This is a genomic window from Micromonospora sp. KC213 (assembly GCF_004348325.1).
In the GTDB taxonomy this organism is placed as follows: Bacteria; Actinomycetota; Actinomycetes; order Mycobacteriales; family Micromonosporaceae; genus Micromonospora.
Genome location: NZ_SMKF01000017.1, coordinates 19573 through 44031 on the forward strand (window position 1 = coordinate 19573; position 24459 = coordinate 44031).

Below are 24459 nucleotides of genomic sequence, written 5' to 3' on the forward strand. Positions count from 1 at the left end.
CTTCCGCTGGGCGGCCGGTGGACGAGTTGGGGTCCACCGGCGGCTCCACCCAGGACCTTCGTCAGTCGAAGCAGACCACCTGTTTGAGCACGTCCCACTTGGTGAACAACACCTCGGGGGCGTCGAGGTCCTGGAACCGGTGCACTGTGCCGATCGCGGCGGCGAGGTCGATCGGACTGTGCGCCACCACGTCCACCGCGACCCGGAAGTCGGCGTCGCGGGTCTCCGACACGCCCGCGACCCGGATGTCGCGCTGGCAGATTTCGGCGACCGGCACCTCGCCGGGCCCGGCGTCGGCGAAGTTGCCCATCTCGATCACGGTGCCGCCCGGCCGCACCGCCCGGACCGCGCCGGCGAACGCGGCCGGCACGCCTGCGCACTCGACGGCCAGGTCGTACGAGCCCGGCTCGACCTGCGACGGCGTCGCCACCGGGAAGCCCAGCCGCTCGGCCACCTGCTGACGGAGGCCGTCCAGTTCACAGATCTCGACGTGGGCGCCCGCGTACGCGGCGACCGTGGCCACCGCGAGCCCGATCCCGCCGAATCCCACGATCAGGGCACGACGTCCCGACAGCGGTCCCACGGTGAGCGAGGCGGTGTGCATCGCCCGTACCCCGCAGGCGACCGGTTCGATGAAGACGGCCCTCTGCGCGGGCAGTCGGTCGGGCACCCGGAACAGTCGAGTGTCCGGCAGCAACTCCACCGTGTCGCTGAGGCCGCCGTGGATCCCATGGCCGGCCGACCCCAGGCCGTAGAGCTTGCGACGCTGGCAGTACATGCCGTAGCGCAGGCAGTGCGGGCAACGCTGGCAGGAGATGCCAGGCGCGACAACGACCCGATCGCCGACCCGGACGTCCCAGTCCGCCACCAGAGGAAACTCCGGAGGTAGCGTTTCCACGTGGCCGACAATCTCGTGACCGATAACGGTTCCCGCCGGAGCTGACAGCCGGCCCTCAAAGAGATGTCGATCTGTTCCGCAGACGCCTACGATTTCTGGTTGTATTGAAGCGAATGCGGAATTTCTTGTTCGTGTGGTCCGTACAACGCCGTTGTTCTCGATGAGGGAAATCACTGTGACCGGATTTCCGTCTGCCACGTGCATCATCCTCGCATGGTTCGGCAAACATTCACCGCCATGCTACCGACGCCTTGATCGCCATTGACCGTAGTCGAAGGTTGCTTAGCGGAGGCCGACTCTAGCGACCGTTCTCGGAAACCGTCAAGGCGATGATACGCCGGAATTGCCGAAACTCGGAGGTGTCATTACTGGTCGCCGCAGTCTGGATCTAGCTCTCACTGGCGGTGTGGGGAAGATCACATTGTGTGGCCGTCAGCGCACACGGTACATGGTGGCTGTGCCGAAGCCATCCCCATACGCCGCGCAGCTGGCCGGTTCCGGCATCCGCGCCATCATGGAGCGCGCGCGCCGCGCCCCGGGCCCGGTCGTGAGCCTGCACATCGGGGAGCCCGGCTTCCCCACCCCACCGCACGTCGGGGACGCGATCGCCGAGGCGCAGGCGCGAGGGGAGACGGGGTACGCGCCGAGCGCCGGGCTGCCGGCGCTGCGCGACGCGATCAGTGCCAAGTTGGCCAGTGCGAACGACCTCGCCCTGCGGTCCGAGCGGGTCGTGGTCACCGCCGGCGGCACCCAGGCGCTGCACCTGGGCCTCACAGTCGTCCTGCGCCCCGGTGATGACGTGCTCGTCCCCGACCCGGGCTGGCCGAACGCCGGCGGCATCGTCCGCCTGCTGGCCGCGCGACCCCGCGGCTATCCACTGCGGAAGGCCAACGGCTTCCTCCCGGACGTCGACGAACTGGCTCGGTTGGTGGGCCCGCGCACGCGCGCGATCCTCGTCAACTCGCCGGCCAATCCGGTCGCCACCGTGCTGGACGGCCCCCTGCTGGAGCGGCTCGTGCGCCTCGCCCACGAGCGGGACCTGTGGATCCTGTCGGACGAGTGCTATGAGGCGTTCACCTTCGACGGTCCCCACGTGAGCACGGCTCGGGCGGATCCTGACGGACGTGTGCTCACCTGTTTCAGCTTCTCCAAGACCCATGGGATGACCGGCCTTCGGGTGGGCTATCTCGTTCTGCCGGAGGTGCTCGCCCCGCTGGCGGTGCGGGCACAGGAGGCGATGCTCGCTTGTGTGGGAACACCGGTCCAGTACGGCGCCCTGGCGGCGCTGACCGGTCCACAGGACCACGTCGATCGCGCCCGAACAGCCTACCTGAGGCGGCGGGACGAGGCCCTCGAACTGCTGCGAGCCACCGCGGTCCCGTACGCCCACCCGGCCGGTGCCTACTACCTCTGGCTACGGGTCCACACCAGCGACACCACGTCCTTCGCGGTACGCCTGCTGGACGAGCAGCGGGTGGCCGTGGCTCCCGGCAGGGCGTTCGGCGACCACGGCGAGGGCTGGGTGCGCCTGTCGCTCGCGGCCCCGGCCGCCGACCTCGTCACCGGCATCGAGCGGCTGGTCGCATTCGGCGCGGAGGCGGGTTCTTCTCGGCACGCGTAATGCACGACGAGGTCTTTAGGCACAACCACTCGGGCTGTCTCTATGACGCCGCAGGCCCAGCCGTCGCGATCCTGGTCGCGGTCACTCCACCCAGGGCTGGGCGCGCAGGGACGGCGTTGGAGGTGCTCATCGACGTGTCGTCGCATGCTGGTCGCCGATACCGGGTTATCGGCCGCGCTGTGATCGACTGATCATTTCTCGTACCGGCCTGCCGACACCACCCAACGCCAACCCCGTCCGGCGTGGAGACATTCGCACGAATGACACATCGTCGCCTTCTGAACCGCAGACACGCCCCGACTGCCTGCAAATTCATGTTCATCATCCGGGCCTCGACATTCATCGACAGGTGATGTCAGGTCTGAGACCCGCTCGGCCCCGAGCCCGTACTCGGCCAGCCGCAAGTCGCGCGTCACCCAGCGGCGATACGCGAGGAACGCCACAACGGCGGTGGTCAGGGCTTGAGCCCGCGGCCCGCGACGAACTCAAGGAAGTCCTGGGCAACGAGCTCGTCATCGCCAGCGTTGTGAACGTGAAACCAGACCTGCTCACTGCAGTGACGGTCGATTCTCTACCTGAGTCAGGCTGGCTCGGAGGTCAGGTAAGCAGCCGTAGGGGACGCACGTCAATGGCGTCCATGCCGGCATCTGCCGCCGCGGCCAGTCCCTCGTCGCTGTCCTCATAGACCAGACACTGCCCAGCAGCGACGCCTAGACGCTCGGCGGCCAGGAGGAAGAGGTCCGGGGCCGGTTTGCCTCGTTCGACGTCCTCGCGTGTTACCACGACATCGAAGAGATCGAACAAGCGGAGAGCCGCAGCCGTCGCGGTCACGGTCTGCCGCGCGCCGCCGGTGGCCAGAGCGGTCTTCCGATGGCTGCGGTGGTTCCGCAGGACCGACGTCACCACCGCGATCTCACCAACCTCGTGAGCGCGCTGCAGGTAAGCGGCATCACGCCGGTCGGCGACTACCTCGGTGTCGACCATCACATCCTGTGCCGCTGCGAGCAGAGCAACCATCTCCCTGGTTGACATCCCCGTGCGCGCATCGAACCAAGGCTGCTCCAGCACCACGCCGGTCGGCTCGAGCGCCGCTCGTAGAACCTGGAAATTCACCGACTGGCTGTCGGCCAGCGTGCCGTCCCAATCGAACAGCAGCGCCTCGTGCCGAGACGCTGGCTCAAGATCGGCTGCACTCGTGGCTTTGATCATCACATACGCATGATCGCACTCGGTCTCCTCCGTCTCGGCGGCACCTGACGACCCCGACGGCGGTGGCACGGCTCACGGCGCGCTGGTGCTGCTCGGGTGGGTGTTCGCCATCGGCCTCGAGGGCTGGGCGGACCGGCACAGTGACCAGGGCGCCGGTGCCGACGAACTGGCGCGTGAGGCAAACGTGGCACTGCTGCTCCTGGCCGCCGAGGTGGTGGCCGGCCCGGCGGTGATCGCCGTCGTGGTCGTCTGCGGGCTGCTACGCCGGACCGCCTCTGTCTACCTGGTCATCGCGCTCGACCTCGGCGTCCTCGCAGTGGTGAGCGCTGAGGCGGAACCGCCCAGACGGGTCGGGAGCACAGACGGACGGAACACCATCGCGATCACCTCCTCGTCGCTACGGGATCCGGCAACACCTTGGAGCGAACACTTGGTGGGTTGTCGGGCAAAGACAAGCATGTTGACACAACGATGGGTGGCGGCCGCCGTGGTGGGCGCCACGCTGGTGGGTACCACGATTACCTGGACCGCACGCAGCGGCGAAGCGACCGCGAAGATCGCCGCCCCACGGCCGGCGCGCGAACAGACCGTGACGCTCCTGACCGGCGACCGGATCATCGTCCACGGTGACAGCCGGCGCCTCGAGGTCGACCGGGCGCCGGGCCGCGAGAAGGCGAGTTTCCTGACCCGGTGGGAGCGCGGTGCCCTGCACGTGGTGCCGACGGACGCGGCGGCGCTGCTGGGCAGCGGCCGGCTGGACCCCCGGTTGTTCGACGTCACCCGCCTGCTCCGCGCGGGCGACAACCCGCCGCTGGTCGTGGCGGGCGACGCGCGGCGGGTACGTCCGGAGGGGCGCGCCGCGCTCTGGCGGGACCTCGCCGCCGGCCGGCTCTCGACGGTCCGGTTGGACGAGCCGGCTCCGGTGGCCGCGATGCCGGACGCCGAGACGTACGAGCTCACGATTCGCTACCTGCACCGAAACGGCCGGCCCGCGACGGACTACACCAGCTTCGCTCACGCGCTGGACGGGTCCGGCACCGAGACGCTGTACGACTCCAGCGGCACCGTCACGGTCCAGCTGCCGCGCGGTCGCTACCAGCTCGGCACGTTCATCCCCCACGCTGCGGACGATCCCTTCGCCGGCACCATGCTGGTGCAGCCGGTGGTGGAGCTGACCGGTCCGCGGACGGTCGTCATGGACGCCCGGCTCGGCAAACCGGTGTCGGTCTCGGTGCCGGAGCCGGATGCGGTGCCGGGCGACGCGGTCATCGGGTACAGCACGAACGTGGCCGGGGAGGCCGTGGGCGGAGGCTTGATCGCCGGCAGCACCGAACGCCAGTACACCGCCCAGGTCGGTGCGCCCGCCGACGGGTTCACCGCGCTGGTCGCCGCCGGGTGGCGGCAGGCCGCCGAGGGCGACAGCGCGTACGCGTACCACCTGGCCTACTACCAGCACGGGCGGATGTGGACGGGCCTCGACCGCCACCCGACCCACCGGGAGCTGGCTACCGTACGGACCCGACAGGCGCAGACCGCCGCCGGGACCACGGGGCTCGTCGGCGCGTACTACGAGCTCCCCGGCGTACCGTGGGGCATGCGGTGGGCTCAGCCCGGCGCGGCCGGCCCCCTCCCGCGCGTCGCCACCGAGTACTACAACACCGACGCCGGCGTGCACTGGGAGGTCTTCGTCAGCGAGCAGCTAACCGGCGAGGACTACCCGACGACGCTGCAGTGGCACCACGCGGCACCGGTGGCGTACCGGCCGGGCCGCGTCTACCAGGAGGACTGGAACAAGGGCGTCTTCGCCCCGGTCTTCCCGCCGCGTGAGCATCCGACACTGTGGGTGACCCGGAGCGCCGACCTGATCATGGCCACGCCCTCGTGGTACGGGGATGCCGCCGGCCGGGACGGCTACGGCCCCGAGGACGCCACCTATTCGATGCGCCTCTACCAGGACGGCGAGCTGGTCGGCGAGTCGGACCGTCACTTCGGCGACTTCCCGGTGCCCGCCGAGCCTCGCCGGTACCGGCTGGAGATCGCCGCCACCCGGGGCCAGCCGCAGACGCTGTCCACCGAGATCGCGACTGCGTGGACGTTCGGCTCCGCGCACGTCGGAGGGGATACGCCGGTGGCGTTGCCGCTGTCGGCGGTGCGGTTCACGCCGGTGCTGGACGACCGCAACGCGGCGCCGGGTGGCCGGGCGTACCCGGTGCCGGTGGTGGTGTCGCCGCAGCCGGGTTCCGCGGCGGGCGCGCTGACGGAGCTGAGCGTCGACGTGTCGTACGACGACGGTGCCACCTGGCGCCGGGTCGAGGTGCGGCGCACCGGAACCGGTGGCACCGCCTGGCTGCGCCACCCGGCCGGTCCGGGCTACGTCTCGCTGCGCGCCACCGCAACCGACAGCGAAGGCAACTCCGTCACCCAGACTGTCGTGCGCGCCTACCGGCTGCGCGCGGCGTGACGGTCCGCGAACACCCCGCGGGTGATCGGCGAAAGCCCGACAGCAGGCCACGGCGAGAGATGGGGGAGGCGGGCATGTCGGTGCTCACCGAGGCATCGGACGCGGAGGTGATCGGTCGGGCGCGGCGGCAGCCGGAGGCGTTCGCCGCGCTGTTCGACCGGCACTACCGGAAGATCTACGCCTACGCCGCCCGGCGACTTGGTGCCGGCCTCGCCGACGACATCGCGGCGGAGACGTTCCTGATCGCCTTCGACCGGCGGGACGGCTACGACGGTACCCGGGCGGACGCCGGACCGTGGCTGTACGGCATCGCGGCCAACCTCATCGCCCGCCACGCCCGGGCTGAGGCCCGACACCTGCGCGCGTTGGCCCGCACCGGCGCCATCGGCGTGGTCGAGTGGGACGGCGACGCGGTCGCCGGCCGGCTCGACGCGGCGGCGGTGCGCGACCGGCTGGCGGAGGCGCTGGCCGCGCTGCCCGCACCCGAACGGGAGGTGCTGCTGCTGGTGGCGTGGGCCGGGCTGAGCTGCCAGGACGCCGCCACCGCCATGGACGTACCAGCCGGGACCGCCCGTTCCCGACTGCACCGGGCCCGTACCCAGATGCGGTCCGCCCTGGGCATGACCAACCCGAACCTCGACCCGGAGGTGAACGAATAGTGGACGACCTGCAGATCCTGCGTGCGTTGGGCGGCCCTGACCCGGTACCCGAGCTGGATAGCGAGGCGCGGGCCCGCACCGCGCTCCTCGCCCTGGCCCAAGCCGCGCCGGCCATGCCGGCGCGCGCCGCCCGGCGTACCCGATGGGCGCGCCTGGGCTGGCGGATCGCGGTGCCGGCGGTCGCGGCGGCGGTCGCGGTCGGCGGCCTGGTGGTGGTGGAGACTTCCGGCCCGGTCACCCGGGACGGCCAGGTGGGCCCGGTGCTGCCGGGGCTGCCGGCTGCCAGGCCGGCCAACGCCGCGGAGGCCCTCGGGTACGCCGCGGACGCAGCCGCCAAGCGGCGTTTCACCAGGCCGCGGCCAGACCAGTGGTTGTACCTCGAGACACGAACGACGTCCGGCAAGGGGCCGGGCGGGTTCGTCGAAAGCGGTCCCTACGAGAGCCACACCGGCCGGGTGTGGCGCAGTATCGACGGCAAGCAGGTGGCCATCTACAAGGACGGCAAGCTCGTCACCCATCCCAGCGCCATGATGAGTTTCGGGTTCGACTACGCGACGCTCGCCAACCTGCCCCCCGATCCGGACGCGGTGCTGGCCTGGGTTCGTGACCAGGTCGGCGGCGTCGGCGGCGGCACCCGCGACGGCGAGGACGGGATCGCCTTCACCACGATCAATGCCATCGTGCGGGACAACCTGCTGCCGCCGGCCGTTGAGTCCGCGCTGTTCCGCGCGCTGGGCAAGCTCTCCGGCGTCACGCTGGTGCCCGACGCGGTCAACCTCGACGGCCGGCCGGCCATCGCGGTCGCCCGGGTGCAGGACGGCTGGCTGCGGGACGAGATGCTGCTCGACCCGGAGACGTACCGGCTGATCGGCGAGCGGGCGGTGGCGATCGCCGACCACACCACCAACGCGCTCGACGGGAGCCGCCGGATCAGGAAGGGCACCATCCAGCGCCTCCTGGTGCGAAACGCCGCCGTGATAGTGGATGCCCCCGGCCAGACCAGCTGACCCTGGCGCTCCCATGGTCAGGGTTTCCTGACCATGGGAGCAGCGTATTCCCAGGGTTTTGCGGGGTTGGCTGTCGAGAGTGGCAGCGATGAGGTCGAGGTCGTTGACGCTGTGTCGGGATAGTTCGGTGGTGCCACGGGCGCCGGCTTGGCACTCTCTCGCCGAGTCGCAGCAGGCCGTGGCCGACTGCCGCCGTCAGCGACACCCGCAACCGCGCCGTGAGCTCCGGCACCGCCACATCCTGGGCGAACCCCCCAACCGCCTGCCGCCGTACCGCTTTCCGCTTCGCCCGCCCCGCGCGGACAACTCACCTCCGTCGGGACACCTCATCCGACCCGACCTACCCCACCACACCCGACAAACCAGCGACACACCGCTACACAGTGGACAAACCTGGATTTTCAGGATCTGTATGCGGCGGGCGCATACCGCACAGCCACTTTCTGCGTTGGTGGTCGGTCTCGCTGAATGCCAGATTGATGGCCTGCTCCGACCGCTCGGGCGGAGTTCCTCACCGTCGTTTCCGACGCCAATCTGACTGGGAGCCATGAATGAATGCTCAGCGACTTACCGGACCGTTCCTGTCGGTCTTCCGCATCGTCATCGGACTGCTGTTCAGCTTCCATGGGCTGGGCGCGATCTTCGGCATCATGGGCCGCACCGAACCGGTCCCCTTCGGCGAGTGGCCCGGTTGGTGGGCAGGTCTCATCGAAATGGTCTGCGGCGCGCTCGTCCTGCTCGGCGCCGTTACCCGACCGGCCGCGATACTGGCCTCGGGAGCGATGGCGTACGCGTACTTCGTGGTGCACCAGCCGCAGGCGCTGTTCCCGACGCAGAACGGCGGCGTGGAGGCGGCCCTGTATGCGTGGGCATTTTTGGCGGTCGCAGTGCTCGGTGCGGGGCCGTGGTCGATCGACGCGCTGTGGCACCGACGGTCGGCGGAGGTGGTTCCCGCCTGATGGTGACAGCGCCGGTTTCAACTGACCGCTGTTCCCCTTGCCCCTGCAGCCGACTCAACAATGCATTCCGTGCCCGGCCCGAGCCGGCGCCCACCAGAATGAGGAATTTTCGACGATGCAGTTGCCAGATCGGCCCCGAAAGCACGTTGATGGAGCGATGAAGGCTCTCCCGCGGCCATCGCGGGCGTCAGGCGGTCACGGACCGATGTTTCGCGTCGGGTCGGCGGTCGCTGCCGGCCTGCTGGTGCTCGGGTTGACGTCCGGCGCGGCTGCCACAACGCGGCCGGATGCCCGGACCACGTCGAGTTCGTCCGGCTCCGCCACCGCGAGGATCGTGGCGGCGGCGAACGCGTTCCTCCGCGTCCTCGATGACGCGGAGAGAGACGCTGTCCTTTTCGAACGTGGCGACACAGCGCAGCGGCAGCGGTGGTCCAACCTGCCGTCGCCGCTGTTCCAGCGCGCCGGGCTGATGGTCCGAGACCTTGACGAGCAGAAGGTCCTTGCCTTCCTGGCGGTTATGCGGGCGACGCTTAGCACCGAGGGCTACAGCCGCGTGATGGCAGCGCGGGCCGCCGACGACGTGCTGGCCGCCGGCAACACGACCGGGCTGGACTTCGGCAGCCAGTTCTTCTGGATTGCGATCATCGGGGAGCCGTCGGCAACCAAACCGTGGCAGTGGCAGTTCGGCGGTCACCATCTGACGGTCAACGCCACCATCGAGGGCGACAAACTGTCCTTGACCCCCACCGTCCTAGGCGTCCAGCCGGGGACCTACACCGCCTCCGACGGCACCACCGTCCGTCCGCTTGGCGACATCACCGACAAGGCGTTCGCGCTGGTCAATCTCCTGCATGGCAGCGCAAGGGGCAGGGCCGTGCTCGGCGACACATACATCGATGTGGTGCTGGGCCCCGGACAGGACTGCCGTACCCTCTCGCCGGAAGGGCTACCGGGCTCGGCGATGACCGCCGCCCAGCGCGCCACGTTTCTCACACTGATCGACGAGTACAGCGGACTGGCGCACAACCAGGCCGCCGCCGCCCGCCGCAAGCAGCTGAAGAAAGACCTGGCCGACACCTACTTCGCCTGGTACGGGCCGACGACACCGGGTAGCGCGGCTTACTTCCGGATCACCGGTCCGCATGTCGTCATCGAGTACGCCCCGAACAGCCTGGGCGGCGGCAATGGCAACCCGGCGAATCATACCCACGGTATGTACCGCGACCCCACCAACGACTACGGTGGCACGGTCTGCTGATGAGGCGGCTCGGCGCGATCCTGTCCCTCATCACGGTCACCGCGCTCGCCGGTGTGCTGCTGCCGGCCGGTCCGGCGGCAGCACACCCGCTCGACGCCTACCTGCAGGTGGCTTATCTGGCCCCGGCGCCCCACACGATCGGCGTCGAACTCGCCATCTACCCCGGCGTACTCGTCGCACCCGCCGCCCTCGCCGCCCTCGATCCCGACGCTGATCAGCAGATCACCGACCTCGAAGCCCGTGCCTATGGCGAACGCATCCTGGGATTCCTTGAGCTTCGCGCCGATGGACAGCCGCTGCGAGCCGTGCTGTCCAGGGTGGACGTGCCGCCATACCTGACCATCCAGGCCGGCTACGGCACGATCCGCCTCCACGCCGAGGCCCGTGGCGCACCGTCCGCCGCGGGCACGCACGAGATCCTCTTCCGCAACGACCACGCCCCGGAAGGCGCCGCCTACCAGGTCAACGCGACCGTCGGCAAAGACGGACCGGTCGTGCTGGGCGCCCAGCACCGTGACGCGACGCAGCAGCAGAGCCGCATCGCCTACCGCATCGATACCGCGGCGGCATCCTCCTCGGTAGCTGCCACCGGCTCCCCGCACACCGCCGAGCAGGCCGGCCGCCTGCTCAGCATCCTTGAGTCACCAACGCTCTCGCTGACCGTGGTGCTGCTGGCGTTCGGCTTCGCCGCTCTCCTCGGCGCACTGCACGCCTTGACCCCCGGACATGCCAAGACCCTCATGGCGGCATACCTCGTCGGCAGCGGCGGCACCACCCGCAACGCGTTGACGCTCGGTGCCGTCGTCACCTTCACCCACACGGCGTCGGTCATCGGCATCGGCCTCGTCGCCCTGTTCGCGAGCCGCTTCCTCGTGCCCGGGATCCTCGTACCCATCCTGGAAACAGTCTCCGGCGCGCTCGTGCTCGCGATCGGACTGATACTCGTCAAGCAGCGCTGGTCCAGCATCAGGAACCGGACACACGGTCACGGTCACGCAGGCACCGGTGGTCCCCACACGCACAGCCACGGCGGACGGCCGCACACGCACGCTCTGCCGGCTGGCGGGGTCACCGCGCGCGGCCTCGTCGCCATGGGAGTCTCCGGCGGACTCATCCCCTGCCCCGAGGCACTCGGCGTCATGGTCCTGGCCGTCGGCGTCAACCGAACCGTTCTCGGCCTCGGCCTGATCTTCTCCTTCAGCCTCGGCCTTGCGGCGGTTCTGATGGGCCTCGGCATCATGTTGGTCCGATCCCGTCGGCTGATCGGCCGCTTCGAACACATCGGCAACCGCTGGACACATACCCTTCCTCTGGTCAGCGCTGTCGTGGTCACCGGGCTCGGTATCGGACTGCTCCTCCGCGCGTTCGACGCCGGTGTCCCGCCTCTGGCCTGACCGCCCTTGGCCGGAAACGGTACCTCGCAGCGGTGGACCCTGAAGGGCGTCAGGGGCGGGAAGAAGTCATCTCCTTGGCCGCTTCGCGGACCATCTCGCGTAGCCACTGGTGCGCCGGGTCGGTATCGAGACGCGGATGCCAGATCATTCCGTACGGGAAGGCATCGAACTCTTCCGGCGCTTCGACCAGCCGCAGCCGCGGATCCGTCACCTGGACCTCCGCCAGTCGGCGAGGAACTGTCGCCACGAGGGACGTGCCGGGCGTCGCGGTGATCGCCGCGCTGAAGAATGTCACCCGCAGCGCGGCTGTCCGGCTGCGGCCGTGGTTCTGCAACCACCGCTCGATCATCGGCTGCTCGTTCGAGATCAGCGTGATGACCACGTGGCGGGCGTCTAGGTAGTCGGACAGCGAGAAACGATCCTGGACAGGATGGTCGCGGTCCACCACACAGACGAGGTCGTCGGTGAAAAGTTGCTGCCAGCGCAGCGGGGCCGCCGGGTGGAGCACCGACAGGGCGAGTTCGGCACGGCCGCGTTCGAGGTCCGGGTAGCTGTTCTGATCCCGTGGCTCGATGCGGATCTCGAGGTTGGGTGCGGCCGTGTAGAGCCGGGGCAGCAGGTGCGGTCCCAGGGTCGCGGTGGTGTAGTCGGTGCCGACGATGCGCATGACGCCGGTGGCCGTGGCCGGGTCGAAGCCGCGTCCGGCGACGAGGTTCTCCAGGCGCGGCAGCAGGAGCCCCAGCTCGTGCCGCATCTCTCGCGCCCGCGGCGTCAGCTCGTAGTCGCCGCCGGACCGCACCAGGAGTTCGTCGCCGAATAGCACCCGCAACCGCTGCAGGGTGCGGCTCATCGACGACTGGCTCAGGTGGAACCGCACGGCGGCTCGGGACACGTGCCGCTCCTCGAGCAGCACGGCCAAGGCGCGCAGTTCCTGCAACAAGCCGAGGTGACTATGCTTCACGCGCATAGTATGCATGTGATCCTCGCGTCGGCGCTCGATCGCACGGGTCGGCATATCGGCGGGCAAGTGCGTCGGGCTGTGACGAAGGCGCAGATTCGTGACACTTCGATGCGGGTCGATTTCGGGGCCCGCCGGCTCGGACCTTGACCGGGTAGAGCAAGGTTCTAGTTTCGCCTCTGCCGTCGACTATCCGGGCTTCCTGCCGGCAGGATTCCCGGCCGAGCTACGGGGTGACCTCAAGATTCGAAGGGTCACGGGACGTTCCCCCGGTGGACCACTCTGGGCTCAGCCCGAGCGTGTCGGTCACCAGGCCAGGCATGCTGTGGTGAGGGCGAACCCGCCGGTCTGATCCAGCAGCCCGGCGTCGGTCATCGCATCATCGACCTGATCGACCGGCTGCGGCAAAGCTGGACCAGCGAGCAACCCCGCTGACGGTGGACTGGAACTCCTACCCCGCGTCCGAGGTCGTTCGCATCTCATGCCGCAGCCAACGCGCGTCGCGCCTCCCACGGCTTATCACCATGCGTAGGTGGATCCCTCTGCCTCGACGGGCGAAGCTGGCCAAGCCATGACGGCGCCGAAACTCGCGAACAAAACCAGCCGGGTAACGTGTCAGTAACCCCGCTCCTGGGAGTGCCCTGACCCGCATACCCGCTGCTGGCCGCTACGATCGGCGTCGCACCGCCGGAGACCGCAACTCTGACGGGCGGGGTGCCTGACCCTGCTTCAGCGTCATGCATGAGTGACCCGTGGTCATCCGGTCAGCGCTGCCCTCAGCTGGTCCAGTCCCAGCGAGCCGAGTTCCAGCGCCCGACGGTGAAATGCTCGACGGTTGCCGCGGAAGGATGAGCGGCCTGCCAGCCATACCCGTTCACCTACCTTGTAGGTCAGCGCCTGCCCTGGCCTGCCCAGATAACGCGCGAGCTCCATGGATGCGTACGGCCCTTGATGACAACGGTCCCGCAGTAGCTGTAGCGCGGCATCGGGCGTCCACGATGTGCCGTCACCGAACGGCACCGGCAGCCGTAGGTGCAGGCCGATGTCGAGCACGACCCGCGCCGCCCGCAGCAGCTGCATGAACAGGTACCCCAAGCGTGCACCCGGCTGCTCGTAGCGCCCGAGTTCGTCCATGAACCGCTCGGCGTACAAGGCCCAGCCCTCTTGGCAGCCGGAGAGCCCGCCGAGCAGGTTGAGCCGTTGCCCAAGGCCGCCCTGGCAGGCCTCGTAGCCGATCTGGAGGTGGTGGCCGGGAACGCCCTCGTGGTACGCGGTGCTGTAGGCGAACCAGGTGGGGAAGCTCGCCTGGCCCTCGGGAAGAAACCACCAGACACGGCCTGGCCGCGTCAGGTCCTGCGACGGCCCGGTGTAGCCGGTGCCGGCCGACACGGTCACCCGGGACTCGATGCGCCGCAGTGGCGCAGGGATGTCGAAGTGCACGCCGTGCAACTGCTCGGTGGTGGCCTCCAGTAACTCCTGCAGCCACGCACCGAACGCGGCCCGGCTATGCAGGGTGCCCGGCGCGTCGGGCCTGTCGAGCCGATCGATCACCTCGGGCACGCTCCCGCCCAAGGCCTTCGCCTCCGCGACTAGGTCCGCCTCGATCGCGGTGAACTCGTCCCAGCCCCAGTCGTAAAGTTCACGCAGATCCGGCTCGATGCCGAGGAAGGCTCGCACCCATAGTGCGTACCGATGCGGCCCGAAAGCCTCCTCACTGCGCGCCTGCGGTGCCAGGTCTGCGGTCAGCATCACGGCCAGTCTCTGGTACGCCTCTCGCGCGCTGCGCGCCGCCGCCTGCAGCGACGCTCGCTGCCGCCCATCGCCGTAGCGCTTCGCCAGGGCGATGTCATCGTCGACCCAATTGCGGCAGCGCTGCGTCACGAGCTCCACTTGGCGCCGCGTCGGCAGGTGACCACGCTCGGCGGCGAGCAGGAGGCTGCGGGCATACCCGTCCAAGGCCGCGGGGATCGCGGCCTGGCGCGCGGCGACACGGGCCCAGCCATCCTCGTAAGCTGCGCCCTCGGTTTCGCGGCCGGGCACCGCCGCCTCGACGGACTGGCGGATGAGCTGAAGCGGGCCGGTGGCCGCCGCATGCAGTTCGCGCAGATCCTCCCCGGCATCGTGTAAGGCGATGCGGGTGCGCAGCCGTTCGGCGAGGTGAGCGTGCAGCGGGCTCGCCGCGGGCAGCGCCCCGTGCACGGTCTCGAGCTCGCGCAGGGCGCGGGCAGCGAGATCGGCGCGGGCCTGGTGGCCGTCGGGACTGTAGTCGGTGAGCCCGTCGACCTCCTCCTCGCCGGAGACCACTGCCGCGCAGGGGTCGAGGCGGGCCACGTCGCGCAGAAGCCGGCTGGCGAGGTCATCGATCACGGAGGCGATGCTAATGCCAGCCCTGCTTGGCTCGTACTGGCCTGCATCAATGCAGTTGGAAGTGGTTGACAACTTGGTCCGCCAACATTGGTTGCGGCCCAGCGGAGGAGTCGGCGGACAAACCTTCGACGTTCGGTTGCCCGGTTGGGCGGAGAGCACCCGGAGGACGGTGCGGAGTTGTCCGAGGGCTTCTGTCAGAAACCGGGGCCGGTCGTCGTTGATCGCGGGATCGAGGTCGTCGGGCTCGACCCTGCCGAGGCATCCATTGATGTGGCCCGGGCAAACCGGACAGTGAACGGGTGCGCTGGATCTGTGGTGATTCGAGGCAGCGTGTGACGGGCGTGCGGTGGCCATCTGCGCCCGCTCGTGCCGAGTCGAGCGTGCCGGCAGCGAACGAGAAGGTGTGCGCTCGGGCGTCTGCACCGTGGCTGCCACCTCGGGCTCTTTGGTGGCAGGCTGGGATGCGTTCAGCGGCGACGCCGAGCGGATCCGGGCCGGAAGGACGTCTTCCGCGCCTCGAACCGCTCCTGAGCGTCAAGGACCGCATCCGCGTACCGGGTGGCCCAGGCACCCATCGCCTGCATCGGCTCCAGCAGCGCGGTGCCTGCTTCCGTGAGCGCGTAGTCCACGCGCGGTGGCACTTCCGGGAACGGCCGGCGCTCCACCAGGCCGTTGTACTCCAGCCGGCGCAAGGCGTCGTTGAGTACCTTGGGGCTGATCCCTCCGATCCGGGTAAGGAGCGCTGCCGGCCGCATCGGACCGTCCACAGCGATTGTGAAGATCACGACGCTGTCCCAGCGGTTGGCGAGGACCTCGAATGCCACGCGGGCCCGGCAGTCGGAGGTGTAGTCGTCGAGCGGGGCAGCGGGATTACCCATGCGTCCATCCTGCCCGGTGTATTGCACACCGTTCGGTGTGCATCGACCTGCTTATCGTCCTGCACGGCGGTCGGTACCGAGCCGCCGCAGAGCGAGGAACGGAGCAGGCGGATGAAAATCGGCATACTCGGCACGGGCGGTATGGCGGCGGCACTCGGCGGCGCGTGGACTACGGCCGGGCACGACGTGGTGATCGGCGGCCGGAATCAGGGGAGGGCGAAGCAGACCGCCGGAAGAATCGGCGCCGCCGGGTATGGCAGCCTCGCGGACGCGGCGGGCCACGGCGACGTCATCCTCGTCGCTGTCCCGGCGGCAGAGGCGCCGCAGCTGGTGGACGGCCTCGCCGGGAATCTCGCCGGTCGGACAGTCATCGACTGCACCAACCCCGTCGTACCCACCAGCGACGGGTTGATGCTCAACACTGGTGGCACCATGTCTATGGCGCGGCAACTGGCAACTGCCGCACCCGACGCGCACGTGGTCAAGGCGTTCAACCTCTGCCACGTGAGCATCTGGACACTGCGTCCGCCGACCTTCGAAGGCATAGCGCTGGCCGTGCCCTACTGCGCCGACCAGGCCGAGGCAGCAGCGGCGACGGAGAACCTCATCAGCTCCCTGGGCTGCACTCCTGCGCCGTGCGGCGGGCTGGCGCGGGCGGCGTACCTGGAGGCGACAGCGGCGCTTGCGATCGGGCTGTGGTGGACGGGCCAGCAGCCGCGCGCGGCGTTCCCCTCCTTGGCAGAGGTGCCGCATAGCTGAGTTTGTCGAGTACAGCGGATCCACGGAAGCGGGGACCCGGGCTCAGCCCGAATCGGGTCCCCGCAAATGAACCATTCGCCCCAGGGGGCCGCGCCGAACATCCGCACATGCCGCCTACCGGGTGTCACCGTACGTGACCGAGGACGGCAGGGCCCAGCGCGCTCTGCTTCAGGTCAACTGCTGTGGCAACGAACCGAGACGGCTCCTTGGGTTTCTGCGAACAGTCGCTGCGGCCCTCGACCGGGGATCCTCGTCGAGGTCAGCAACCTCGCAGCGGCATCTTCCCGCTACGTTCCAGCCGTTACCTGGGCGTACGGTTGATCGCTCGGCGGTCTATCACACAAAGCGCCGCCGAACACGAGGCGGTCAGCGACCTGCGCGAGCGGTACCGCCTTACCGCAGTACGCCGCTTCCTGGCCGACGATGACCTGGACCTGCCTCGATGCATACTGCCATGCCTCACGCGCCATCCGGACCTGCCGCGAAGCGCTCGTCATGGAAGGTAACCGGATCGCGGGCACCGGCATCCGGACGTAGCCGATGACAGTGCGTCGGCAGATTCGCGATCATCGTGATGTGGGGATGACCGGCGTTGTGACATGCACTCATCGGCTTCACCGGTTGGGACTTCGGTCGGAGGATGGGGTCCGTGCACCCCTAATGGTCATCCAGAGAATCGCCGTGAGCTCCGCAATACCAGCGGGTGCGATGAGAAACGGGCTCAACGCCGCGCCGAGACTCGGGGAAAGCAGCCGAACGAAGGTGTCCGCGACCCAGCCGACGCATGCGACGCCGAGAAAGACACCCAGCGCGCGGGGGAACATGCCCGAGACATAGGCGAGATAGCCCATCGGTAGCAGCCACAGACCGAAGAAGATCTGCGCGATGAGGGAGCCGTGGTGGCGGAGGTCGAACAGGAGCAGTAGCAGCGCGTCGGCGAACGCGCCAGTGTCGGAGCCGTTGGTGGCCACGACGAGCGCCGCGACCTCGTGCGCCATGTTGAGGAGTTCCATCGTGGCACCGGCCGCCGTGAAGATCACCATCGCGGCGGCCCAGTTGGCGCTGACGTGCTTGAACAGTAGGTACAGTGCCATCGCCGTAAACAACCAGCACATGGATGCTGCAAGGTTGGTCGCTACGGCGACGCGGAACAGGCCGGCGTCGGCCGTGAGATTGTCCGCCGTGATTGCGGCATCGCCGGGCTCGTAGAACTTGGTACGGACGAACATGGCGGAGCCGCCGAAAACGGCGACGGCCAGGTACAACAGTCCGGCGATCCTGGCGAGGCGCTGGGGTGACTGCATGACTTCTCCCGGTCCTGTGGGACGTGTGGACGCGGGAAAGCTTGTCGGCCGCACGGGGCACCTCACGTCGGGTCAGCGGCGGCGATGCGGCTGTTCCCGCGGTAGTACATCGTGTCTGGCCTACTCCGGGGAAGTAGTTGGGCCGCCTCGGCCGGGCCTATTCCGATCTGGGCGCGGTCGCCTAGAGTGCCGGCATGACCCCGTTCGGTTCGGGCGCGGCTGAGCGTTCCGCGCCCGGCTTGGCGCTGCTGACGGCGCTGGCGCAGACCGCCGGTACCGCGATCGCCACCCGCGGGCAGCCGGCGGGTGTGGGGATCCTCGGGTACGCGCTGCTGGTCGTGAGCGGCCTCGCGCTGGCTGACCGGCACCGGTTTCCCCGGAGAAACTTCGTCATTGTCGCTGGCGCGGTCCTGGCATATCACGTCCTGGGTTATCCGCCCGGACCGACGTTCATCGCGCCGATGATCGCGGCGTCGGCCGCGATCATCGCCGGATACCGCTGGCTGGTCTGGGCGGTCGCGGCTGGCGGGTACACCCTCTGGCTTGGGTTCAGCGGTGCCACGCCTAACCGTGCCCTGACCGCTGCGGCGCTCATAGCCGGCGCGGGCGTGTTGACCGAACTCGCCATTCCGGCCGCTCGGTGGGTCCAGCAGGTCGCGCGGGAGCAGCGACGGCTGCACGCAGAGCGGCAACGCCGGCAGGCCAGCGAGGAGCGGCTGCGGATCGCCGCCGAGCTCCACGACGTCGTCGGCCATCACCTGTCGCTGATCAACGTGCGGGCGGGTGTGGGCCTGCATCTGATGGGGCGAGAGCCGGACCAGGCGCGGGTCGCGCTCGACACGATCCAGAAGACCAGCGCCGAGGCCCTGCGTGAGGTGCAGTCGGTGCTCAACACGTTGTACCCGGCGCGTGCGGCTCCACGTGCGCCGGCGCCGGCGCTGGATCGCCTCGACGAGCTGACCAACGACGCGGGTTTGCCGGTCCGGACGGTGGTCAGCGGTGAAGCCCGGTCACTACCGGCCGGGATCGAGCGCGCGTCCTACCGGATCATTCAGGAGGCGCTGACCAATGTCCGCCGCCACGCCGGTCCGGGGGCCACCGCCACCGTCACCATCGAGTATCAGCCAGAGGCGTTGGTGGTCCTCGTCGAGGACCACGGCGGGGCAGGGGAGCCGGCCATCGCACCGGCGGGCAACGGGATCACTGGTATGCGTGAACGCGCCACCACCCTGGGCGGTTCACTGACCGCCGGACCGTCGCAAGCCGGCGGCTGGCGGGTTCGCGCCAGCCTGCCCCTCGACTGGGACCCCGCACCGTGATCCGGGTGATTCTCGCCGACGATCAGGCGCTGGTCCGCGCCGGTTTCCGCGCGCTGCTCGACGCCGAGCCCGGCGTCGAGGTGGTCGGCGAGGCCAGCGACGGCGCGCACGCGGTCCGGCTGGCCCGACAGGCCCGACCCGACGTCGTCCTGATGGACATCCGGATGCCCGGCGTCGACGGCCTGGCCGCCACCCGACAGATCGCCGCCGACCCGGCCCTGTCCGGGGTCCGGATTGTCGTGCTCACCACGTTCGAGCTGGACGAGTACGTCGGCGAGGCGCTGCGGGCCGGTGCCGCCGGTTTCCTGGTGAAAAGCGCCATGCCGGCCGAGCTCATCCATGGCGTGCGGGTCGTGGCGGCCGGTGAAGGTTTGCTGTCACCGAGCATCACCCGCCGGGTCATCGAGCAGTTCGCGGCCCGGACCGCCACACCGGCGCCGTCCCGCAAGCTCGCTGAGCTGACCGACCGGGAACGGGAAGTCGTCGCGTTGGCTGGTACCGGTCTGTCCAACGACGAGATCGCCTCCCGGCTGGTGATCAGCCGGACCACCGCCAAGACCCACGTGTCCCGCGCGATGGTCAAGCTCGGTGCCCGGGACCGCGCGCAGCTCGTCGTGTTCGCCTACGAGGCCGGCCTGGTCCGCCCCGGCTGGCTCCCGTGAGCTGTTCGAGGCGCGATCAAAGCCACGGCTGAGCACCGGTACGGCCAACCGGACGTGCTCACGCTGCAGGACGTCGATGTGCCGGCCGTGGGTGACGGGGGTGTCTCGTCCGGTCCGCGCGGCTTCGGTCAACCCGTACGACCGGCACCCCGTACATGCTGCGCGCGGCGGCCGGTCTGGGTCGGCCGAAGGCCGCCGTGCCTGGCATGGACCTGGCCGGGCAGGTGGAGGCGGCCCGCCGCGACGTCACGCTGTTCCGCCCCGGAGACGAGGTGTTCGGGCTGCGGCGGGCCGCCTTCGCCGAGTACGTCAGCGCACCGGTCGACGCGTTGGTGGCCAAGCCGTCCAACCTCACCTTCGAGGCGGCGGCCGCCACCGGTGGCGCGTTGATGGCATTGCTTGGGTCTGCGCGAGAGGGTCGGATCCGGCCCAGGCGCCGGGTGCTCATCAACGGCGTATCGGGTGGCGTCGGCACCGTTGCCCGGAGCGATACGGTGGCAATCATGACGCAGTCAGTTCCGCGGCCGGTCCGGTGGGGAATCCTCGGCACCGGCGGCATCGCCGCCACGTTCGCCTCCGATCTGAAGCTGGTCGAGGGCGCCGTGCTCGCCGCCGTCGGATCGCGGACCGCCGAGGCCGCGACCACATTCGCCGCACGGCACGGATTCGCCCGCGCCCATGGCTCCTGGGCCGACCTGGCCGCGGACGACGAGGTCGACGTGATCTACGTGGCCACGCCGCACGCGTTTCACCAGGCGGCCGCCGCGGTTTGCATCGCCGGCGGCAAGCACGTGCTCTGCGAGAAGCCGATGACGCTGGACCGGCCGTCGTCGGCGACGCTGGTGGAGCAGGCCCGGTCGCGCGGCCTCTTCCTGATGGAAGCCATGTGGATGCGCTGCAACCCGGTCATCCGGCGCATTGCTGCCCTGGTCGCGGACGGTGCCATCGGCGAGGTGACCGCGGTGCACGCGGATCTCGGACTGCAGGGACCGTTCCCGGCCACGCACCGGCTGATGGACCCGGCGCTCGGCGGCGGCGCGCTACTGGACCTCGGCGTCTACCCGATCAACCTGGCCCACCTGATCCTGGGCATGCCAGCGTCCGTGCAGGCGTGGGCGCATCTGTCACCCGAGGGTGTCGACCAGAACACCGGCCTGCTGCTCGGCTACCCGTCCGGTGCGGTGGCCGCGCTGTCGTGCAGCCTGGTCGCCGCGACCGGCAACGCGGCGACGATCACCGGCACCACCGGCCGGATCCAACTGCCGCCGGCCTTCTTCATGCCACGGACGTTCACGCTGCACCGTGGTGGCGACACCGAGGTCTTCGACCTGGACTTCCCCGGCAAGGGCTTTCAGTTCGAGGCCGAAGAGGTGCAGCGCTGCCTGGCCGCGGGCGAGGTGGAGAGCCCGCTGATGCCGCAGGCCACGACGCTGGAGATCATGGGTTTGCTGGATGCGATCCGCGAGCAGATCGGTGTCCGCTACCAGCCGCCCCGGAGCGGTCAGCCGAACAGCGGACGGACCACCAGGTAGACCAGGCAGGCGAAGGCTGCGGCGGCCGGGAACGTTCTGATCCAGGCGAGCACGATGTTGCGGGGCACGCCCCACCGCACGGCGGCAAGCCGCTTCGTCGCGCCCACGCCCATGATCGCCGAGGCGATCGTGTGGGTGATGGACATTGGCGCGTTCAGCACGAGGGCGTCGAAGTAGAGGACGCCGCTGGCGACGGTCTCGGTGGCGAAGCCCTCCGGCGGGCGCAAGTCGATGATCTTGCGGCCCAGCACGGGACACGAATCGCGTTCCTCGTGGAGCCGTGCCATCGAAGCGCAGCCAGCCCCCAGTGTGGATCTGTTCGGTCATGCGTTGGGCAGTGTCCTGCCGGCGGGCGGGAACGGCTGCAGCCGGGCGGCGACCTTGCCGCGCCGCCGGCCAGGACGGGGCACGCTACCGGAATTCGGTCCACTTCGAAAGTGGGAAAGTCGGCGGTGCTCCGGCCGGCGGCTCCCTGGCTGGCGCTGAGCGTGGTCATGAGGGCACGAATGACCACGCTCAGCGCCAGTTGAGGCGTGCGGTCAGCGGGTCCGGTCCAGCACGGCGTGCTGGGCGGCCGCGTACTGCTCGCGGATCAACGGAACCGGGTCGTCCTCGTAGACCGCGGGGGTCTCCGCGGACCAGGCCGGGGGGGTGTCGCCGCCGGCAGTGACCCAGGCGGCCTGCCGGGCCGCGCCGTCGGCGACGTACTCCCCGGGCGGCGGGACCAGCACCGGCTTGCCGAACAGCGCGGGAGCGATACGGCGGACCGCCTCGCTCTTCGCCCCGCCGCCGACCAGGACGATCCGGTTGGCCTGGGCACCCTGGCCGACCAGCGCGTCCAGACCGTCGGCCAGCGCACACAGCATGCCCTCGACGGCGGCCCGGGCCAGGTGAGCCGGGTCGGACGTCTTCAGGGTCAGCCCGTGGATCGCGCCGGTGGCATCCGGCCGGTTCGGGGTCCGCTCACCTTCCAGGTACGGCACCAGGACCAGGCCGTCCGCACCGGCCGGCGCGGTCAGTGCGAACCGGGACAGCTCGTCGTGCGAGACGCCGAGCAGTTTGGCGGCCGCGTCCAGGACCCGGGCAGCGTTGAGGGTGACCACGATCGGCAGGAACCGGCCGGTGGTGTCGGCGAACCCGGCCACCGTGCCGCTCGGGTCGACCGGCGCCGCGTCGGACGAGACGAAGACCGTGCCAGACGTGCCGATCGAGACGATCACGTCGCCGGGCAGCGCGCCGGTCCCGAGGGCGGCGGCCGCGTTGTCCCCGGCTCCCGGGCCGAGCGGGGCGCCGTTGGGCAGGTGCCCGGCGATGCCCGTCGGACCGAGCACATCGGGCGTTCTCAGGGCTCGGCCGAAACCGAGCTCCAGCAGGTCGGGGCGATACTCGTTGGTCCTGGCGGACCAGTACAGTGTGCCGCTGGCATCGCTCCGGTCGGTCTTGATGTCCGCGATATCGGTGGATCCGGACAGCTTCCAGGTCAGCCAGTCGTGCGGCAGGCAGACCGCGGCGATCCGGGCCGCGTTCGACGGCTCGTTGCGAGCCAGCCAGCGCAGCTTGGTCAGCGTGAAGCTGGCGACCGGCACGATGCCGACCGCTTCCGCCCACTTGTCCCCGCCGCCCAGCTCCTGGATCAGGTCGGCGGCCGCGCCGGCGCTGCGGGTGTCGTTCCACAGCAGCGCCGGGCGGACCACGTCACCGTTCTCGTCCAGCACGACCATGCCGTGTTGCTGGCCGGCCACCGAGGCGGCGGCCACGTCGTCCAGGCCGCCGGCCTCCTCGATCGCCTGCTGGAGCGCGGCCCACCAGGCGTCCGGGTGCACCTCGGTGCCGTCCGGATGGCTCGCCCGCCCCTGCCGGACCAGCTTCCCGGTCTCGGCGTCGCGGATCACGACCTTGCACGACTGGGTCGAGCTGTCAATCCCGGCAACCAGCGCCATGGTCAGCGGGCCCCGAGGACGTGCTCGATGGCGAGCTGGTTGAGCTTGACGAACCCGTAGCCCTGAGCGCCTGCGGCGTCGGCGTCGAAGTCCTCGAACGCGCTGCGGTCGGCGAGCAGGTCGGTGTACGACTCGCCCGGGCTCAGGGTGGGGGTGGACAGCTGGCCGACCTTGGCCGCGGCCAGCGCCTCCTGCACCTCCGGGTCGGCCCGGAACGCCTTGGCCCGCTCCTTGAGCAGCAGGTACACCCGCATGTTCGCCTTCACCGACTCCCAGACGCCGTCGACGTCCTCGGTGCGCGACGGCTTGTAGTCGAAGTGGCGCGGGCCGTCGTAGACGATGCCGCCGTCCAGCCCGTTTTCCAGCAGGTCGACCGTGGAGAACGCGTTGAGCAGGTCGCCGTGGCCGAAGACCAGGTCCTGGTCGTACTTCGGGCCGTGCTGGCCGTTCAGGTCGATGTGGAAGAGCTTGTTGTGCCACAGCGCCTGGGCGATGCCGTGCGTGAAGTTGAGGTTCGACATCTGTTCGTGGCCGACCTCGGGGTTGATGCCGAACAGTTCGGGCCGCTCCAGTTCCTGTATGAAGGCGATGGCGTGGCCGGCGGTCGGGAGCAGGATGTCGCCGCGGGGCTCGTTCGGCTTCGGCTCGATGGCGAAGCGGAAGCCGTAGCCGCGGTCCTCCGAGTACTGCGCGAGGAGGTTGAGGGCCTCGCGGTAGCGGTCGAGGGCGGCCCGGACGTCCTTCGCCGAGTCGTACTCCGAGCCCTCGCGGCCGCCCCACAGCACCAGGATCTTGGAGCCCAACTCGGCGCCGAGGTCCATCTGGCGCAGCACCTTGCGCAGCGCGTAGCGCCGGACGCTGCGGTCGTTGCTGGTAAAGCCGCCGTCCTTGAACACCGGGTGGTTGAACAGGTTGGTGGTCACCGACGGGACGACCAGACCGGTCTCGTCGAGCGCCTTCTTGAACTTGGCGATGATGCCGTCCCGGGTCGCGGCGTCGGCGCCGAACGGCACCAGGTCGTCGTCGTGGAACCCGACACCATACGCCCCGAGCTCGGCGAGCTTGTACACGGTCTCGATCGGGTCGAGCGCGGGACGGGTGGCCTCACCGAACGGGTCGCGCGCCTGCCAGCCGACGGTCCAGAGACCGAAGGAGAACTTGTCATCACGTGTGGGCTGCACAGCCACGCTTACCTCCGGGTAACACGTTGGATTTGTTTGTTCGTTGAATTATTTGGCGGGGGTGTGGCATTGTCAAGCCGTGACGGCTCGACT

18 protein-coding genes and 2 pseudogenes are annotated in these 24459 nt (G+C 69.6%); 11 read left to right on the forward strand and 9 right to left on the reverse strand.

Going from position 1 to position 24459, the window contains the following annotated elements; all coding sequences use genetic code 11:
• Window positions 1–61: 61 nt before the first annotated feature.
• On the reverse strand, window positions 62–1105 hold the full coding sequence (locus E1166_RS06745; protein ID WP_132336705.1) for an alcohol dehydrogenase catalytic domain-containing protein: 1044 nt from the start codon (window positions 1103–1105) through the stop codon (window positions 62–64).
• A 250-nt stretch (window positions 1106–1355) separates the two neighbouring features.
• On the opposite strand from E1166_RS06745, the gene E1166_RS06750 reads away from it, so the two are divergent.
• Complete coding sequence (locus tag E1166_RS06750; RefSeq protein ID WP_165944263.1) at window positions 1356–2519, forward strand: aminotransferase class I/II-fold pyridoxal phosphate-dependent enzyme; 1164 nt, start codon at window positions 1356–1358, stop codon at window positions 2517–2519.
• A gap of 597 nt (window positions 2520–3116) precedes the next feature.
• On the opposite strand, the gene E1166_RS06755 is transcribed toward E1166_RS06750, so the two are convergent.
• Window positions 3117–3728 carry an HAD family phosphatase gene (locus tag E1166_RS06755; RefSeq protein ID WP_132336753.1) on the reverse strand — a complete coding sequence of 204 codons (612 nt, stop codon included), beginning with the start codon at window positions 3726–3728 and terminating at the stop codon, window positions 3117–3119.
• Between the two features lie 82 nt (window positions 3729–3810).
• Between E1166_RS06755 and E1166_RS32655 the strand changes: the two are divergent.
• From E1166_RS32655 to E1166_RS06785, 6 genes and pseudogenes are all read left to right on the forward strand, one after another.
• A pseudogene (locus E1166_RS32655) lies at window positions 3811–4062 on the forward strand (hypothetical protein); the annotation flags it as partial.
• A gap of 2201 nt (window positions 4063–6263) precedes the next feature.
• A complete protein-coding gene (locus E1166_RS06765; RefSeq protein WP_132336711.1) occupies window positions 6264–6848 on the forward strand; it encodes an RNA polymerase sigma factor in 585 nt (194 codons plus the stop codon).
• A complete protein-coding gene (locus tag E1166_RS06770) occupies window positions 6848–7855 on the forward strand; it encodes a CU044_5270 family protein (protein WP_132336713.1) in 1008 nt (335 codons plus the stop codon). The genes E1166_RS06765 and E1166_RS06770 overlap by 1 nt, the downstream gene beginning before the upstream one ends.
• A 551-nt stretch (window positions 7856–8406) precedes the next feature.
• On the forward strand, window positions 8407–8814 hold the full coding sequence (locus tag E1166_RS06775) for a DoxX family protein (RefSeq protein WP_132336715.1): 408 nt from the start codon (window positions 8407–8409) through the stop codon (window positions 8812–8814).
• Between the two features lie 205 nt (window positions 8815–9019).
• Window positions 9020–10072: a DUF3500 domain-containing protein gene (locus E1166_RS06780; RefSeq protein ID WP_279433214.1), complete on the forward strand. Its 1053-nt coding sequence runs from the start codon at window positions 9020–9022 to the stop codon at window positions 10070–10072.
• Window positions 10072–11466: a hypothetical protein gene (locus E1166_RS06785; RefSeq protein WP_132336719.1), complete on the forward strand. Its 1395-nt coding sequence runs from the start codon at window positions 10072–10074 to the stop codon at window positions 11464–11466. Before E1166_RS06780 ends, E1166_RS06785 begins: the two co-directional genes overlap by 1 nt.
• A 49-nt stretch (window positions 11467–11515) precedes the next feature.
• On the opposite strand, the gene E1166_RS06790 is transcribed toward E1166_RS06785, so the two are convergent.
• The 3 genes from E1166_RS06790 to E1166_RS06805 all read right to left on the reverse strand — a co-directional run bounded on the left by E1166_RS06790 (window position 11516) and on the right by E1166_RS06805 (window position 15696).
• A complete protein-coding gene (locus E1166_RS06790; protein ID WP_165944265.1) occupies window positions 11516–12427 on the reverse strand; it encodes a LysR family transcriptional regulator in 912 nt (303 codons plus the stop codon).
• A gap of 753 nt (window positions 12428–13180) precedes the next feature.
• On the reverse strand, window positions 13181–14791 hold the full coding sequence (locus tag E1166_RS06795; RefSeq protein ID WP_132336723.1) for a DUF885 domain-containing protein: 1611 nt from the start codon (window positions 14789–14791) through the stop codon (window positions 13181–13183).
• Window positions 14792–15258: 467 nt separating this feature from the next.
• Window positions 15259–15696, reverse strand: a complete 438-nt coding sequence (locus E1166_RS06805; protein WP_243710225.1) for a helix-turn-helix domain-containing protein — start codon at window positions 15694–15696, stop codon at window positions 15259–15261.
• On the opposite strand from E1166_RS06805, the gene E1166_RS06810 reads away from it, so the two are divergent.
• Window positions 15691–16428: an NAD(P)-binding domain-containing protein gene (locus tag E1166_RS06810; protein WP_279433213.1), complete on the forward strand. Its 738-nt coding sequence runs from the start codon at window positions 15691–15693 to the stop codon at window positions 16426–16428. The two genes, E1166_RS06805 and E1166_RS06810, sit on opposite strands and share 6 nt — an antisense overlap.
• Window positions 16429–17042: 614 nt before the next feature.
• Here E1166_RS06810 and E1166_RS06815 read toward each other — a convergent pair.
• Window positions 17043–17732, reverse strand: coding sequence for a DUF4386 domain-containing protein (locus E1166_RS06815; protein WP_132336725.1), 690 nt, complete (start codon window positions 17730–17732; stop codon window positions 17043–17045).
• 194 nt (window positions 17733–17926) lie between these two features.
• Between E1166_RS06815 and E1166_RS06820 the strand changes: the two genes are divergently transcribed.
• The 3 genes from E1166_RS06820 to E1166_RS06830 all read left to right on the forward strand — a co-directional run bounded on the left by E1166_RS06820 (window position 17927) and on the right by E1166_RS06830 (window position 21245).
• Entirely contained in the window at window positions 17927–19051 is a 1125-nt protein-coding gene (locus E1166_RS06820; protein WP_132336727.1) for a sensor histidine kinase, read from the forward strand.
• Entirely contained in the window at window positions 19048–19713 is a 666-nt protein-coding gene (locus E1166_RS06825; protein ID WP_132336729.1) for a response regulator transcription factor, read from the forward strand. The genes E1166_RS06820 and E1166_RS06825 overlap by 4 nt, the downstream gene beginning before the upstream one ends.
• Window positions 19714–20216: 503 nt before the next feature.
• A complete protein-coding gene (locus E1166_RS06830; RefSeq protein ID WP_132336759.1) occupies window positions 20217–21245 on the forward strand; it encodes a Gfo/Idh/MocA family oxidoreductase in 1029 nt (342 codons plus the stop codon).
• On the opposite strand, the pseudogene E1166_RS06835 reads toward E1166_RS06830, so the two are convergent.
• The 3 genes and pseudogenes from E1166_RS06835 to xylA form a co-directional block, all read right to left on the reverse strand.
• Window positions 21215–21493: pseudogene (locus tag E1166_RS06835) on the reverse strand (inorganic phosphate transporter); the annotation flags it as partial. The gene E1166_RS06830 and the pseudogene E1166_RS06835 overlap by 31 nt on opposite strands.
• A 291-nt stretch (window positions 21494–21784) precedes the next feature.
• Complete coding sequence (gene xylB, locus E1166_RS06840; protein ID WP_132336731.1) at window positions 21785–23185, reverse strand: xylulokinase; 1401 nt, start codon at window positions 23183–23185, stop codon at window positions 21785–21787.
• 2 nt (window positions 23186–23187) lie between these two features.
• Window positions 23188–24372 carry a xylose isomerase gene (gene xylA, locus E1166_RS06845; RefSeq protein WP_132336733.1) on the reverse strand — a complete coding sequence of 395 codons (1185 nt, stop codon included), beginning with the start codon at window positions 24370–24372 and terminating at the stop codon, window positions 23188–23190.
• Window positions 24373–24459 lie beyond the last annotated feature (87 nt).

Bases quoted from the DNA above. Each gene is read 5' to 3' on its own strand.
- E1166_RS06745 (WP_132336705.1), bottom strand. From the start codon at position 1,105: ATGATGCACGTGGCAGACGGAAATCCGGTCACAGTGATTTCCCTCATC.
- E1166_RS06755 (WP_132336753.1), bottom strand. From the start codon at position 3,728: ATGATCAAAGCCACGAGTGCAGCCGATCTTGAGCCAGCGTCTCGGCAC.
- E1166_RS06765 (WP_132336711.1), top strand. From the start codon at position 6,264: ATGTCGGTGCTCACCGAGGCATCGGACGCGGAGGTGATCGGTCGGGCG.
- E1166_RS06775 (WP_132336715.1), top strand. From the start codon at position 8,407: ATGAATGCTCAGCGACTTACCGGACCGTTCCTGTCGGTCTTCCGCATC.
- E1166_RS06780 (WP_279433214.1), top strand. From the start codon at position 9,020: ATGTTTCGCGTCGGGTCGGCGGTCGCTGCCGGCCTGCTGGTGCTCGGG.
- E1166_RS06785 (WP_132336719.1), top strand. From the start codon at position 10,072: ATGAGGCGGCTCGGCGCGATCCTGTCCCTCATCACGGTCACCGCGCTC.
- E1166_RS06815 (WP_132336725.1), bottom strand. From the start codon at position 17,732: ATGCAGTCACCCCAGCGCCTCGCCAGGATCGCCGGACTGTTGTACCTG.
- E1166_RS06820 (WP_132336727.1), top strand. From the start codon at position 17,927: ATGACCCCGTTCGGTTCGGGCGCGGCTGAGCGTTCCGCGCCCGGCTTG.
- E1166_RS06830 (WP_132336759.1), top strand. From the start codon at position 20,217: ATGACGCAGTCAGTTCCGCGGCCGGTCCGGTGGGGAATCCTCGGCACC.
- xylB (WP_132336731.1), bottom strand. From the start codon at position 23,185: ATGGCGCTGGTTGCCGGGATTGACAGCTCGACCCAGTCGTGCAAGGTC.